The organism is Prosthecobacter fluviatilis, assembly GCF_042655725.1.
In the GTDB taxonomy this organism is placed as follows: Bacteria; Verrucomicrobiota; Verrucomicrobiia; order Verrucomicrobiales; family Verrucomicrobiaceae; genus Prosthecobacter; species Prosthecobacter fluviatilis.
In genome coordinates this window covers 171,810-186,304 of the sequence record NZ_JBHSMQ010000004.1, presented here as the reverse complement: position 1 = coordinate 186,304, position 14,495 = coordinate 171,810, and the positions used below count along the sequence as shown (strand labels likewise).

11 protein-coding genes are annotated in these 14,495 nt (G+C 61.9%); 7 read left to right on the top strand and 4 right to left on the bottom strand.

The features are described 5' to 3' along the window. Nucleotides 1-10: 10 nt before the first annotated feature. The gene (locus ACFQDI_RS12175) at nucleotides 11-1,252 is read right to left on the bottom strand and encodes a prepilin peptidase (protein ID WP_377166876.1); all 1,242 of its coding nucleotides are present in this window, start codon (nucleotides 1,250-1,252) and stop codon (nucleotides 11-13) included. Between the two features lie 62 nt (nucleotides 1,253-1,314). Here ACFQDI_RS12175 and ACFQDI_RS12170 point away from each other — a divergent pair, with 62 nt between their 5' ends. Together ACFQDI_RS12170 and ACFQDI_RS12165 are read left to right on the top strand one after the other, a co-directional pair. After that, a complete protein-coding gene (locus ACFQDI_RS12170) occupies nucleotides 1,315-2,010 on the top strand; it encodes a M15 family metallopeptidase (protein WP_377166874.1) in 696 nt (231 codons plus the stop codon). Nucleotides 2,011-2,015: 5 nt separating this feature from the next. Next, nucleotides 2,016-2,753 (top strand): RluA family pseudouridine synthase, encoded by a 738-nt coding sequence (locus ACFQDI_RS12165; RefSeq protein WP_377166872.1) that lies wholly within the window; start codon nucleotides 2,016-2,018, stop codon nucleotides 2,751-2,753. Nucleotides 2,754-2,784: 31 nt separating this feature from the next. Here ACFQDI_RS12165 and ACFQDI_RS12160 read toward each other — a convergent pair whose 3' ends face one another. Together ACFQDI_RS12160 and ACFQDI_RS12155 are read right to left on the bottom strand one after the other, a co-directional pair. Then, a complete protein-coding gene (locus tag ACFQDI_RS12160; protein WP_377166870.1) occupies nucleotides 2,785-3,468 on the bottom strand; it encodes an SDR family NAD(P)-dependent oxidoreductase in 684 nt (227 codons plus the stop codon). Nucleotides 3,469-3,595: 127 nt separating this feature from the next. After that, on the bottom strand, nucleotides 3,596-4,723 hold the full coding sequence (locus ACFQDI_RS12155; protein WP_377166868.1) for a Gfo/Idh/MocA family protein: 1,128 nt from the start codon (nucleotides 4,721-4,723) through the stop codon (nucleotides 3,596-3,598). 236 nt (nucleotides 4,724-4,959) lie between these two features. Here ACFQDI_RS12155 and queA point away from each other — a divergent pair, with 236 nt between their 5' ends. Further along, nucleotides 4,960-5,940 carry a tRNA preQ1(34) S-adenosylmethionine ribosyltransferase-isomerase QueA gene (queA, locus tag ACFQDI_RS12150; protein ID WP_377166866.1) on the top strand — a complete coding sequence of 327 codons (981 nt, stop codon included), beginning with the start codon at nucleotides 4,960-4,962 and terminating at the stop codon, nucleotides 5,938-5,940. Between the two features lie 120 nt (nucleotides 5,941-6,060). On the opposite strand, the gene ACFQDI_RS12145 is transcribed toward queA, so the two are convergent. Beyond that, a complete protein-coding gene (locus ACFQDI_RS12145; RefSeq protein WP_377166864.1) occupies nucleotides 6,061-8,244 on the bottom strand; it encodes an AMP-binding protein in 2,184 nt (727 codons plus the stop codon). A 209-nt stretch (nucleotides 8,245-8,453) separates the two neighbouring features. Between ACFQDI_RS12145 and ACFQDI_RS12140 the strand changes: the two genes are divergently transcribed. The 4 genes from ACFQDI_RS12140 to ACFQDI_RS12125 all read left to right on the top strand — a co-directional run bounded on the left by ACFQDI_RS12140 (nucleotide 8,454) and on the right by ACFQDI_RS12125 (nucleotide 14,337). Then, nucleotides 8,454-9,695 carry a class I SAM-dependent rRNA methyltransferase gene (locus tag ACFQDI_RS12140; RefSeq protein WP_377166862.1) on the top strand — a complete coding sequence of 414 codons (1,242 nt, stop codon included), beginning with the start codon at nucleotides 8,454-8,456 and terminating at the stop codon, nucleotides 9,693-9,695. 144 nt (nucleotides 9,696-9,839) lie between these two features. Then, nucleotides 9,840-11,684 carry a GreA/GreB family elongation factor gene (locus tag ACFQDI_RS12135; protein ID WP_377166861.1) on the top strand — a complete coding sequence of 615 codons (1,845 nt, stop codon included), beginning with the start codon at nucleotides 9,840-9,842 and terminating at the stop codon, nucleotides 11,682-11,684. Between the two features lie 352 nt (nucleotides 11,685-12,036). Further along, nucleotides 12,037-13,386: a hypothetical protein gene (locus ACFQDI_RS12130; protein ID WP_377166859.1), complete on the top strand. Its 1,350-nt coding sequence runs from the start codon at nucleotides 12,037-12,039 to the stop codon at nucleotides 13,384-13,386. A 63-nt stretch (nucleotides 13,387-13,449) separates the two neighbouring features. Then, nucleotides 13,450-14,337, top strand: coding sequence for a sugar phosphate isomerase/epimerase family protein (locus tag ACFQDI_RS12125; RefSeq protein WP_377166857.1), 888 nt, complete (start codon nucleotides 13,450-13,452; stop codon nucleotides 14,335-14,337). Nucleotides 14,338-14,495: the final 158 nt, after the last annotated feature.

Below are 14,495 nucleotides of genomic sequence, written 5' to 3'. Positions count from 1 at the left end.
CTGGATTGACCTATCTCCACATCGTTTTGCTCACGTACCATTCGACCACCTGGGGACCGTAGAAAACCCAGAGGACCGCGCCCAGGGCAAGATAGGGGCCAAAGGGGATCTTGGCGCTCCATTCGGCTTTGCCCAGAAAACGCGGAACCATGGCAAACAGGGTACCTATGACCGAGGCGGCAAAGATGGTGAAGAGCACCGCCTGCCAGCCACAGAAGGAGCCAATCATCATGAGGAAGAGCACGTCGCCAAAGCCCATGGCCTCGCGGGGGATCACCACCTGGGACACCGTACCGTGCAGGGTCTTGACGCCCTCCAGCGGAAACTCCTCCCCGCCGCCCTCTGATTTGACGAGCAGTTTCTCCATCCACATCACGGCTGTGACGTCGCGCCATGAGCGGTCGTTGACTTGCAACTCCGAACAAGTGACCACCATGTGGTCGGAGTCGCGGTAGCCATAGATGTCCTCCCACGACATTTTTTTGGCGCCGATGGAAACAACAGGGGGCGTTTCTTCATCTTCCTGGACCACACTCCATTTCACCGGACCGTCCAGCCATTCGCTGCCCATGAGCTTGCCGGCGACCTTGCACATGCCGGGCGAGGCTGATTTCAGAAAGGAGGGCTTCTGCCGGTGGTTCACCTTGCCAAAGGCCAGCTTTCCCAGCTCCACCACGATCCACAAGCCGCCAAGTCCCAGAGCGGCGCTGGCCAGGGAGACGAGCAGGCCACGGAGATGGGTGGTTTCCGCCATGAGGGCTGGCACCCACCAGGAGCAGAGCACGCCCGCCACAGCACCGCCGATGGTGATGCTGTGAGGAAGGATGAAGTGGTCGATGTCAATGAAGGTGCCTGAGATGAGCAGGCTCATGAAGATCCACAGGCAAAGCACCTGTGGCCCCCAGACCTGAATCTTGGGCCAAGGATCTCCGCCCACCGCGTATTCCCCGCTGACCTTGAGAAAGACCAGGTAAAACACCATGCCGGTCAGCAGCTCCACCAGGAAGTAGCGGATGGAGATCCCACTGCCACAGTTCGCACATTTGCCACGCAGCAGCAGCCAGCTGAGCAGCGGGATGTTCTGCCACATGGGAATCTGGTATTTGCAGGAGGGGCAAAAACTGCGCCGGGGATTGTTCACGGAAATGCCCAGCGGCAGGCGGTAGATGACCACATTCAGAAACGAACCGATGCCTGCGCCCATGTAAAAGGCCAGCAGATGCAGCAGGGTGTTGAGGATTTGAAAGCGCATGGAAATTGGCTGAGTTTGCAAACTTGGCCTGCCGTGCGTGTGTACGGAAGCAAAAACTCCGCATGACTTCATATTCCTGCCAGCTCCTGCACTGTGCCCTCCTGCCCCTTGTCATCACTCTTTCCTCCTGTGCTCATCCGGTGCCTCGGCGCAGCAGCCAGGAAACAAACCGCTCCGTGGCTCTCGCTGAAAAGCGCAACCTCGTCGATGTCCGCGCCGAGGTGCCAGGCATCGGGGTGGATCTGCGCTACGCGACCGCCAGCAACGTCACCGGCCACCCCATCTACCCCGCAGACATGCCGTGCCTGCTGCGACGGGAGACGGCTGAAAAGCTGAAGCTGGCCCAGAAAATCCTGCAAGCCCAGGGCTACGGACTCCTCATCTGGGATGCGTACCGCCCGCCGGAGGCGCAGGAGACGCTTCATAAGTCCGGCGGCAGCACCGGTATGTTTCTCTCTCCCAATGCGGGGTGGAGCCGCCACTGCGGCGGCATCGCGGTGGATCTCACGCTGGTGGATGCCCAGGGCCGAGAGCAGCGCATGCCCACGGGCTTTGACCAGGACTTTGCCCATGCCAGCAGAAACTACACGGGGAAAGACCCTTTGGTGAAACAAAACCTGCAGCTGCTGCAGGCCGCCATGAAGCAGGCCGGATTCATCCAGCTGGAGTCCGAGTGGTGGCACTTTGATGACGGTGACTATCTCAATCACCCCCAGCCCATTGTTTACGGCTGGCAGATTGCCCTTCCTGCGATGTGACCGCCGTGAGCATTCGGAACAACGCCACCTTCACCGTCATCGACGAGGCGGAAGGCTACATCGTGGTCAACAAGCCCGCGCCTTTGCAGATCCATCCGGGAGATCCCAAGGGCCCGCCCACGCTGTGGCATCGCGTGTGCGATCTGCTTTCCTACGAGATCGTCAATGGCGGGCAGGTTTCCATCATCAACCGCCTGGACCGCGAGACCAGCGGGGTGGTGCTCATTGCCAAGAACCACGAGCTGGCGCGGCTGTTTGGCATGGCCATGCAGGAGCGCCGCATCCACAAAACCTACACCGCCCTGGTGCACGGCTGGCCGGAGTGGGAGGAGCTGACGCTGGACGCGCCCATCGCCAATGCGCGCGATGTGCAGCCGAGCAACATCTGGGTGAAGCAGGTGGTGCACTCCGAAGGAACGCCCTGCCTCACCGCATTCCGCACGCTGCGCAGGTTTGAACGCGGCGGTGAAAAACATGCGCTGATCGAGGCACGGCCGGAGACGGGGCGCATGCACCAGATCCGCGTGCATCTGCATCACCTGGGCCTGCCGATTGTGGGAGACAAGCTCTATGGCCGCAACGACCGCTGCTACCTGGAGTTCATCGAGACGGGGTGGACCGAATCACTGGAAAAAAGGCTCATACTGCCACGACAGGCGCTGCATTCGTCCAGGCTGGAACTGAACCTCGAAGGTTTTCCCGCAGCTTGGGAGGCTCCGCTGCCTGAGGAGTTTGATTGGTAAAGGTACGCCATGCACTCTTGCCCGTCGTACTTCAAACCGAGCGCCGCACGCGGCTGTCGAGCTGGAAGACTTGGCCGCTGATGTTCTCCATGCTGTGGAGAAAGGCGATGAAGCGCGCGGCATCCTGAGGGCTGTTGAGGCGGCCGAGGGCGTGGGCGCTGAGCAGGTTCTCCTTCCACGCGGCGTCTTCCAGCAGATGGCGGGTCATCTTGGTTTCCAGAAAGCCGGGCAGGATGCAGTTGGCACGGATGTTTCGCGCACCGTACTCTTTGGCGGTGCTTTGCGTCAGGCCGATGAGGCCGGCCTTGGACGCAGCGTAGTTGGCCTGGCCGGCCGGCCCGCTGAGCGCGGAGTAGGAGCCGATATTGATGATGTGGCCACGGCGCTGCTTGGACATGAGCTTCACGGCGGCCTGGGTGGTGAGAAAGGCGCCCTTCAGGTTCACGTCCACGACGTGGTCGAAATCGGCCTCGGTCATCTTGAGCACGGGGCCATCGCGGAAGACGCCGGCGTTGTTGATGAGGAGGTCGAGCGCAGGCAGTGCGGTGAAGAAGGCGCGCACGGAGCAGGCGCTGCTCACGTCCAGTTCGGCACGGCCCGGAGCGAGAACGATGAAGCCCGCACTCAGGAGCTCGGCGGCGATAGCCTGCGCCAAGCCCCCTGCCCCGCCGGTGATGACGGCGGTGGGTAGATGGGAGGTGGCGGGGGTGGACATGCAGGGCTGCGGCGGCTGGCGGAACGAGTGGGCAGGACGAACATGGATGTTCGTCCTACACCCGGAGCGATGGCCGACCGTAGCGCGGGCAATCCTGCCCGCAAGCCGGGCGTCCCAGAGCCAAGACTCACTTCAGCGTGAAAGTCGGCAGCTTCACGATCTTGCCACCCGCCATGGCGGACTGGTGGGCGCATAGGCCCACGCAGGTCCAGTTGGCAGACTGGGTGGCGTTCGGGAAGGGCTGGCGTTTGGCAGCGAGGGCGCTGGCAAACTCGTGCGCCAGATGCGGATGGCTGCCGCCATGGCCGCTTCCTTGGGTAAAGCTGAGGTGGGTCTTCTTGCCCAGGTCATACACGCCCTTGGTGGTGAAGCGCTGAATGGCCTTGGGCAGGCGTTTGGCAAAGTCGGGCGCCTTGACCAGTTTCGGGATCTTGTGCTCGGGCAGCTTGGCGCGGTGCATGATGAGCGGCTCGTGCTCAATGAGCGGCCACTCGATGGAGACTTTGTCGCCATAGACGTCGATGCTTTCGCGATACTGACGGGCGGTGTCAAACAGGCTGCGGATGATGCGGGCGTTCACGTCCGTGCCCTTGAACTTGATGTGCGCGGTCTCGACAGCAAAGGGGGAGCCGTAGCATTTCTGCAGCTCCTTGCGCACGGTGCCGGAGCCAAAGCAGCTCACGTATTCGGCGGGCTTGCCGATGAGGCCGGCCACAGGGCCAACGCAGTGCGTAGCGTACCACATGGGGGGGAGGCCGGGCCAGTAGTTGGGCCAGCCGTCCATGTCCTGCTGGTGGGAGGCCTGCACAAACTGCAGCTTGCCCAGCGTGCCCTTGTCCAGCTGCTCCTTCATGTAGAGGTACTCGCGGGCATAGACCACGGTCTCCATCATCATGTAGCTAAGGCCGGTTTTCTTGACGAGATCGCAGATCTTTTTGCAGTCCTCGATGCTGGTGGCCATGGGCACGGTGCAGGCCACGTGCTTGCCCGCCTTGAGCGCGGCGATGCTCATCCAGCCGTGATCAGGAATCGGCGAGTTGATATGCACGGCATCGATGTTCGGGTCCTTGAGCATCGCCTTGAAGTCGGTGTAGCGCACGTCCACGTCGAAGGCATCGCCGATGGTGTTGAGCTTCTTCTCATCGCGCTGGCAGATGGCGTAGCAGGTGGTCAGCGGATGGCGCTGCCAGATGGGGATGAACTCCGCCCCGAATCCGAGGCCGACGACGGCGATGTTGAGCTTTTTGTCTGACATGGTGTTGGTTAATGAAAGGATGAACGCCGGGTTTATAGGCGGGAGCGAAGTGAAATGGGAAGGACAAAGTTTAGGAGAAATCGGACAGGAGGCCGCCGCGCAGCGTTTGCGATGGTTGGCGATGATTTGTCGTTGTTTGCAATCGTTGAAGACTTTGACCAAGCGAATACGCCAACGCCCCCGCTCCTCTGACAGCCATTGCAAACCATCGCAAACCACTGCAAACAATCGCCCCCATGCTCACCTCCGACTTCGACTACCACCTGCCACCCGAACTCATTGCCAGCGAGCCGCTGGCGGAGAGGTCTGCCTCGCGCATGATGGTGGTGCACCGGAAGGAGGGACGCATCGAGCACTGCATGTTCCGGGACGTGGGGCAATTTATTTCCAAGGAAGCAGGAGACCTGCTGGTGCTGAATGACACCCGCGTGGTCCCGGCGCGCTACTTCACGGACAAAGGCCACGAGGTGCTGCGCCTGCAGATGCTCACACCCACGCGCTGGCGCTGCATGGTGAAGCCGGGGAAGAAATTCCGCGTGGCCCACACGTTCTCCATCGGTGAAGCGACGGGCACAGTGGTGGAGATCATGGAGGACAATGGCGACCGCATCATCGAGTTTGACCGCGTGGTGGATGAGTCCAAGCACGGGCATCTGGCCCTGCCCCACTACATGGGGCGCGAGGACCAGCCCGCCGACCGCGAGCGCTATCAAACAGTCTTCGCGCGTGCCGAGGGCTCCATCGCCGCCCCTACCGCCGGGCTGCACTTCACGCCGGAGGTGCTAGATCCCCTGCCCCACACCTTTGTGACGCTGCACGTCGGCGTGGGCACCTTCCAGCCCGTGAAGGTGGAAAACATCGCCGAGCACAAGATGCACTCGGAGGTGTATGAGGTTTCAGCAGCCACCGCGCAGGCGGTTCAGCAGGCGAAGCGCGTCATCCCCGTGGGCACTACCGCCATGCGCACGCTGGAGACCGTGGCGCGCGATCACGGAAAAGTCATCGCCACCCAGGGCAGCACGGACATCTTCATTCATCCGGGCTTTGAGTTCAAAGTCGCCGGCGGACTGCTGACCAATTTCCACCTGCCCAAGTCCACGCTCATCATGCTGGTGAGCGCCCTGGCCGGACGCGAACTGATCCTGGAGGCGTATGCCGAGGCGATAAAGGAGAAGTACCGCTTCTTCAGCTACGGCGACTGCATGATGATTGTGTGAGTTGGAAATGATGCGGTCACTCATGCCCGCAGCGAATGTCTCGGGACGCTCGTTTTGCAGGCAGGAGTGCCCGCATCACTTTCCCAGGCCAGTTGCGGCGCAACTGGATTACTTTCATGCTCAGCCCTTCGCGATCTTCTCGCAGTTCTGCACGTCCAGCTTGCCTGATGCCAGCACGGGGATGTCGCTGACGCGGATCATCTTTTTGGGAATCCACAGAGGCGGCATGCCTTTGTCGAGCAGGCGGTAGCGGAGGTCGAGGATTTCCTGGTGCTCGGGACCGCCAGGCATGCTGGTGAGGAGGATGAGCGCCTCGCCTTTGTCGATGTCCGGCACGCCGACGACGGCGATCTTGCGCACGGTTTCGTTTTCGAGGCCCATGGCTTTGACCAGGGCTTCTTCGACGGTCTCATGCGGCACCATCTCTCCGGCGATCTTGGAGAAGCGGCTGAGGCGGCCTTCGATGTAGAGGAAGCCATCAATGTCGAGGCGGCCGATGTCCCCGGTGCGGAACCACCCGTCCTTCAGCACTTCCGCGCTGCGCTTGGGATCGTTGAGGTAGCCTTCAAAGACGTTGGGCCCCTTGAACCAGATCATGCCGCTCTGGTGCAGCGGGACGGGTTTGTCTGTCTCAGGGTTGGTGATGCGGACAGCCATGCCGGGCACGATGTGGCCGACGGACCCCTGGCGGTGGCTGGGCAGCCAGCAGTAACCGCTTGCCTCATCGCCGAGCGGCACGGGATCAGGGAGGTTGAGATTGGAGGCAGGAGATGTCTCGGTGAGACCGTAGCCTTCGAGCACGGTCTTGCCAAAGCGTGCCTCAAAGGCGTCTGCCACGGTGCTGGGCAGCTTTTCAGCGCCGGTGACGCAGTACTTGATCGAGGCGAGCGATTCGCGGTTCACGCCGCGCAGGTAGCTGCGCAGGAAGGTGGGCGTGGAGATCATGAGAGTGACGCGGTACTTCTCAATGAGCTGCGCGAGCTTCTTGACCTCCATGGGCGAGGGGTAGGTGACGAGGTGCAGCCCGTAGATGATGGGGAACCAGAGCGTGACGGTGCAGCCAAAGCTGTGGAAGAGCGGCAGGCAGCCGAGGATGCTGTCATTGGTCTGCATGCCGAGGCGGCTGCCAAACTGCAGCACGTTGGAGATGAGATTGCGGTGCGTGAGCGCGACGCCCTTGGGCTCTCCGGAGCTGCCGCTGGTGAAGAGCAGCAGCGCCTCCCGGCGTCCGCCCTTCTTTGAGATGCCCAGCAGCGCAGCCAGCAGGGCGGCGGGCAGCACCTTGCTGAGCACCAGCCACTTGGCGATGGAGGCCTTCATCTTGGGCAGGATACGCTCGATGAGGATGAGCTGCTTGCTGGGCGGCCAGGGGAAGCTCTGCATCTTGCGCACAAAGATGTCTGCGGTGAGGAAGCGGTCGATCTCGCCCCGGCGGATGGCGCTTTCGATGGCGGCACGTCCGGCGGTGAAGTTGAGGTTCACGGGGATCTTGCCAGCCAGGACCACGGCCACGTTGCAAATGAGGCCACCGAGCCCCGGTGGCAGGATGATTCCGACGCGCTGCTTCTGCGTCTCCTGCTTGACCACCTGGGCCAGTGCGAGCGCGGTGGCGAAGACTTTGTCAAAGCGCAGAATCTTCTCGTCCTTGCCGTCCACAACGCTGTTGCGCGTGCCGTGTTTTTTAAAGCCGCGGATGAGGGCGTAGCCCAGGCTCATGTCCAGCGCGGGAGATTCACCAAAGCTCTCCTCAGCGAGAACGAGGAGGGACTCCTGGTAGCTGGCGAGATTGACGTCCGCCCCCTGGAGGAGCTTGCCAAAATTGAAGACGACCTCGGCGTCGGTGTAGCGGCGCTCGATGGGCAGTGCGGTGTCCTGGCGGCTGTGCACGTAGAGCGGCAGCACGGGAATCTCCCCCTTGAGGAGAAACTCCAGCTTGGTGCCCGGCACGGTGGTCATGGGGGCGGAGATGGTGGCGGCCTCTGCGGGCAGGTAAATGACGACGGCGCCGCTTTTGGCAGCCTCAGCCAAGGCGCTGCGGTAGGCGGAGATCTCCGTTTCGCCGGGGGTGAACTCCATGGCGTGCACGCTGTCGCGCTCCAGGTGCACCCGCAGCAGGGGGTGCAGGGCGGCACCTTTTTTCACCACATAGACCAGCGGGCGGCCTTCGAGCACAACCTCCAGGCGCAGCAGGTCAAAATAGCCCAGCTGGCTTGGCAGGATCATGTACCCCCCCCCCCCGGAGGGAAGGTTCTCTTTGCCGAGGATGGTGAGGTCTTTGAGGGAAACGGGCTTTTCAGAGGCCATGGTGAATGCGCGTGGAGGAGTGAAGGCCCACCTAAGCAGGGAGCAACGCGCATGCCAGCGGGAAAAGGGGCGGAGGGGAGAGTTTGCGATTGTTGGCAATGGTTTGCAGTTGTTGAGGGGGGCTGGCTGTGGAAAGAGGTTCTGGCAAACCACGGCAAGCGCCCGCTCAGCGGGCCTTCAGCCACTGCTAACAACCGCCAACTTCTGTCATGCCCCCTCCCCCACGTTATCCCCGCCGTGAATCTCCCGCTCCGCCCCCTGCTGGCAGCGAGAACTGGCTGCGACCCTGGGCGCAGATGAAATACTTCTCCTTCCACCCTGCGGTGTATCCGAACATGCTCCGCGCCGTCTCCCCGGACGCGGGCCCTGGCGATCTGGTGAACGTGTATGACAAGGAGGGGCAGATCTTTGGCAGCGGCTTTTACAATCCGAATGCCAAGGTGCCGCTGCGCGTGCTCCAGCACGGCGAGGAGGTGCTGAATGAGGACTTGCTGGACGCACGGCTGGATGCCGCGCTGGACCTGCGCCTGAAGACTCTCCGGCTGAATGAGACCACGGATGCCTGGCGCGTGATCTCCTCCGATGGCGACGGCCTCAGCGGCCTGGTCGTGGACCGCTACGCGGACGTGCTTTCCATCGAAGTGACCACCCTCGGTGTGTGGCGCCGTCTTTCCCGCTGGCTGCCCAAGCTGCACGCCGCGCTGGGCACCAAGCAGCATCTCATCGAGGTCGATCCGGACATCGCCCGGATCGAGGGCATGCGATACGCCGACGTGCCGGAGGCGGACGCCCCCGCCCCACGCAGCGTGCGCATCCGCGAGAATGGCGTGCGCTACCAGGTGAGCTTTGAGGACGGGCACAAGACCGGCTTTTTCTGCGACCAGCGGGACAACCGCCTGAAATTTGGCAAGCTTGCACATGGACGGCGGGTGCTGGACCTGTGCAGCTACACGGGAGGCTTTGCCCTCAGCGCACGCGTATCCGGCGGCTGCGAGGATGTGACCGGGGTGGACCTGGATGAAAAAGCCATCGCCCAGGCCAGGAAAAACGCAGACCTGAACCAGGTCCGCATCGACTGGGTGCATGCTGACACCTTCACGTGGAGCCGCCAGATGCAGCAAAACGGCGCGCTCTGGGATGCTGTGGTGCTGGACCCGCCAAAGCTCGTCTTTTCCCGCGATGCAGAGGAAGGCCAACTGGGCCGCAACAAGTACTTTGACATGAACGCCGTGGCGCTGGGCCTGCTGAAGCGCGGTGGCCTCTTTGTCACCTGCTCGTGCTCCGGCCTGCTGGATGTCGCTGAGTTTGAGGAGATCGTGATGCGTGCCGCGCACCGCAACAAGCGCCGCCTGCAGATCATTGACCGCACCGGAGCCGGGACCGACCATCCGGTGATGTCCAACTGCCCGGAGAGCCGGTATTTGAAGGTGCTGTGGTGCCTGGCGTGGTGATTCCGGTGAATCAGTGGTGTGGCAGGCCCGCCGCCACTGATTTACTGATTGACTGACACACTGATTGCCACCCTGGAGCAGAAGGGCGAATCCGTCACAGGTTTCCTTTGCCTACACGTCACGACTGTTTACTCTAAGCGTCCCATGAATCCAGAGGTGCAAAACATTGTGGCTGCAGGCAAGCTCCCTGCTGCTGACGGCGAAAAACTTTCCAAACTTGAACCCGGAACTTTCGTTCTGCACAAAAGCTGGGGCGTCGGCAAGATCGCCGAATGGGATTTGCTGGGTGACCGCCTGCTGATCGACTTTGAAGGCAAGCCCGGCCATCCGCTCAAGCTCGCCTTTGCCATCAGTTCGCTGGAAATCATCTCCCCCGACCACCTCCTGGCCCGCCGTCTGGCAGACCTCGACTCGCTGAAGGAAATGGCTGCCAAGAATCCGCCTGCACTAGTGGAACTGGCGCTGAAGAGCAGCGGCAACACCCTGCACCTGGACGACCTGGAAAAGCTGCTGAAGGGCCGCATCGTCTCCGACGCCGACTACAAGAAGTGGTGGGAAGGCGCCAAGCGCGCGCTCAAGACGCACCGCCACATCGTCGTTCCGGCCAAGCGCACCGAGAAGCTGGTGCTGCGTGACCAGGCGGAAAACCCCGGCACGCAGATGGTGAAGTCCTTCCTCGCCGCCCGTGACCTGAAGTCCAAGCTCGCCACGCTGGCCAGCATCCAGAAGGACATTGACCTCTTCAGCGATCCGAAGACCGAGCTGATCCCCGTTTTCCAGGACATCTCAGACTCCGCACGCAAGAGCGTGAAGCTCAACCTCAAGGAGTGCCTGCAACTCCTGCTGGCACGCGACGAACTCATCGAAAGCCTGGAGGCGAGCTCGCCGATGGGGTCCATGAAAATTTCCGACCTGATCACCGAGACCAAGGAAGTGCTGGCAGACGCCATCAAGGGCCTCTCCTCCGGCTTCCTGGCACGCATCTACCGTGCCTTCCCCGAGGCCTTCCCAAACCGTGGCTGGGTGCCCGAGATCCTGCACCACCTCACCAAGACCGGCGGACGCGCCGTGGCCGAGATCGCCACCGTGCTGGATGCCAACGACGAGCTCGACGTGCTGGCAGAAGCCCTGAAGAAATCCCTGCGCAACCGCATGCTCTCCGCTGATCTGCTGATCTGGATGGCCCGCGAGCGCAAAGGCCTGGCGGAGTCCGTCTTCGACATTGATCTGGGTCATGCCATCCTCGGTGTCATTGAGAGCGACCACATGGAGGGCGGGCCCAAGCGCACCGGCCGCCTGCAGGACCTGCTCTCAGATGACAAGACGCTGCTGGGCGAAATGGTGGCGGAGGCAGAGGAGGAGGATGTACGCCTGCTGGCCAAACGCCTGATCAACGGATCCCTCTTTGACGAGCTCACCCGCCGCTCCCTGATGGCCCGCATCATCAAGGTGCGCCCTGAAATGGAGGCCCTGATGGACGAAAACGCCTCGGCCACCCACAAGGATGACTCCCTCATCGTCTCCTGGGAAAGCCTGGAGAAGAAAAAGCAAGAGCTGGAAGACCTGGTCAACGTCAAGATCCCGGAAAACAAGCGCGAGATCCAGATCGCCCGTGATGAGGGTGACCTGCGCGAAAACGGCGGCTACAAGGCCGCGCGCGACCAGCAGTCCGTCCTGCTGCGTATGCAGGGCAAGCTGGAACGCGAGCTGCGCAACGCCCGCGGCACCGACTTTGCGAACGTGCCTACGGACAAGGTCGGCATCGGCACCGTCGTGGACGTCGAGGACATCCCTTCCGGTGAGAAGGAGACCTTCACCATCCTGGGAGCCTGGGACGGCGACCTGGACAAGAACATCATCAGCTACCTCTCGGAGTCGGCCAAAGCCTTGATCGGCAAGGCTGTCGGCGAGGAGCTGGAGCTGCCGACAGACAGCCACCACGTCAGCCGCAGGGCCAAAGTCACGGCGGTGCGGGCTTTCAAGCCGTAAATACGCCACCCTCACGGGATAGGACCGGCTCTCAAGCAGAGTCCCCTCCCCCCTTGCATCACGCAAGGAGCAGCGGCCTCAGCGGCTGCGCGTGTGCGCCAGCCTGTTGCCTTCCGGCAGCAGGCGGCGCACTCTCATTCTTGATGGCGGCACTGCGTTAAGTGAAGGGACAAAAATGGCCCCGCTGGCCGGAACCACGACTAACATTTACGCCAGCAGTGGAGATTTTGCGCTGCATGCGGATTCAGGATGATTTTTTTCAATCCTGCTTCACGTTTGTAAAATCTGAGCCCCGCCAACCCAGGGGACTGCCACTTTTTCTGTGCATTTCTGTGCACACCTCACGCCCCCAATGCCTCCAGTCTCCCGCCCCTTATTCCCCCTCAGGAGCCTTCGAGAAAACATCTTTGCAGCTCGCAGCACCCGCCTTCCCCTGCTGGCGACAGCCGTTCTCGGACTGCTGACGCAGCCTGAAGCAGCGGGTCAGATGCCCGGCCAGAACAACAATCTCAGTGTCATCCTCAGTGGCACCGGGCTCGGCACGCCGCAGCCAGTTGCACCCACGCAAGACCCGGCCGTCTTTGATGCCAACCCCGGCCCGTGGGGGCAGATGAAGTGCGCCTACGTTTACCTGGAGGCTCCGGCCAGCCTGATCGAAGAATTCCCGCTGCCCAGCCCCGTGCCGCGCTGGACCTTTCCAGCCGCCGCGCTGCTGAACCTGCCCTCCTTCCTCAGCAAGGCAGGCATTTCCCAGTCTCTCATCGCTACGCTGCTGGACCCGAAACACATGGTCAAAGAGGGTGCCTACGTGCACCTTCTCCCCCCGCTGGCAGAGCTGGAGGCCCTGACTCCGGAGACCCGTGCGGTGATCTATACGGAACTGGCAAAGTACCCCGAAAACGAATACCACGCCGACCCGGTGCTCATCATTGGCACCACGGTGGAGGAGTGGTACAAAGGAAGCAAGCTGCGGCCTGAAATCATCAACAAGATCAGCAAGCTCAGCTATGCCCGCGGCGAGGCCACGGCCTTCAGCGACATCCCTGCGCTGCTGAACTACGCGCAGTCAGACTCCGAGGCCCGCGCCATCTTCAAAGCCTGCACACGCACGCGCAACCTGATGATCCGCCTCAAGCTGGACAAAAACTCCAACGCCGATGAGGTCATCAAGTACTGGAGCTTTGGCACGGGCATCCGCCGCAAGGACCTGGAGCCCCTGGTGCGCTCCATCATCGAGCTCGATGGGGTGGATGATCTCGGCATTGTGCACATCCTGCCAGCCCTCGCGCGCAAACTGCTCTACACCTACCCCGGCCTGGACATGGCCAAGCACGGCATCATGCCGGACTGCCACTGGACCTCGCTCAATTTTTTCAACTACGAGCCGCACGAGTACCTGCTGGACGCACGGCTGGCCACCAGCCAGGTGCTGGAGCAGTTTGTGCCCGTGGAGCCTCCCTACCAGTTTGCCGACATCCTCTTCTTCCTGGACAACACCACGGGGGACGCCTTCCACTCCTGCGTGCATCTGGCAGACAACATCGTCTACACCAAGAACGGCCGGAACATCCTTTCCCCGTGGGTGATCATGCGGCTGGAGGACGTGAAAAAAATCTACCTCTACAAGGGCAACGGCCGCGTGCAGGGCTTCCGCCGCAAGGACATCGCAGCGGAGAAAAAAGCCGCGCAGGAAGCGCCGTGATGGCATGAGTTTTGGCAGGTGCCTGCAATGAGAAGCAAATGGCGGGCGTTAAACACCACCACCATGCCCTCCCGCCGCCACTTCCTCCACACCGTCCTCGGCACCAGTGCCGCAGCCGCCTTTGCCGCCGACTCCAAGCTCAGCTACAAGGGGGAGAACATCCAGTTTGGCCTCGTCACCTACATGTGGGGCGCGGACTGGGACCTGCCCACGCTGCTGAAAAACTGTGAAACCGCGCAGGTGCTGGGCGTGGAGCTCCGCATCGACCACGCGCACAAGGTCAGCCCCGCCCTCACGCCCGAGGAGCGCGCCGCAGTGAGGAAGCAGTTTGAAGATTCGCCCGTGGACCTGCTGGGCATGGGAACGAACTACGAATTTCACTCCCCCAAGGAGGATGAGGTGAAGAAGAACATCGAAGGAGCCAAGCAGTACATCAAGCTCTGCCACGACCTCGGCGGCACCGGCGTGAAGGTGAAGCCCAACGCGCTGCCCAAGGACGTGCCGGCGGAAAAAACGCTGGTGCAGATCGGCAAGGCGCTGGCTGAACTGGGAGACTACGCGCTGGGCTTTGGCCAGGAGATCCGCCTGGAGGTGCACGGCAAGGACACCTCCGAGCTGCCGAACATCAAGACCATCATGGACGCCGCCGCCCGTGACAACGTGCGTGTGTGCTGGAACTCCAACGACACCGACCTCAACGGCGCCGGACTGGAGGCCAACTTTGCCCTCGTCAAAGACCTTCTGGGCCACACCACGCACATCCGTGGCGTGAACCAGAGCACCTACCCTCTGGACAAGCTGGCCAAACTCCTCGTGGAGGCCGACTACGAAGGCCACGTCTGCCTGGAGGCCCACAAGCTGCCCGCCGGAGACCGCGTGGCAGCCCTCGCTGAACAGCGCGAGCTTTTCATGAATCTGGTGACGGAGGCGCGGAAGAGCGTGAAGGACTGAGCTCCAGGAAAATGACGAATGAGTAAGCCCTAATGACGAAATAAGGTCGAATGCCAAAGGCCGAAGCTAGCATCGAGCCGTAACGCGCAGCCCCCTTGCAACGCGTATGCGCATTCGAGCTTCGGCATTATTTCGTCATTCGGATTTCGTGATTCGTC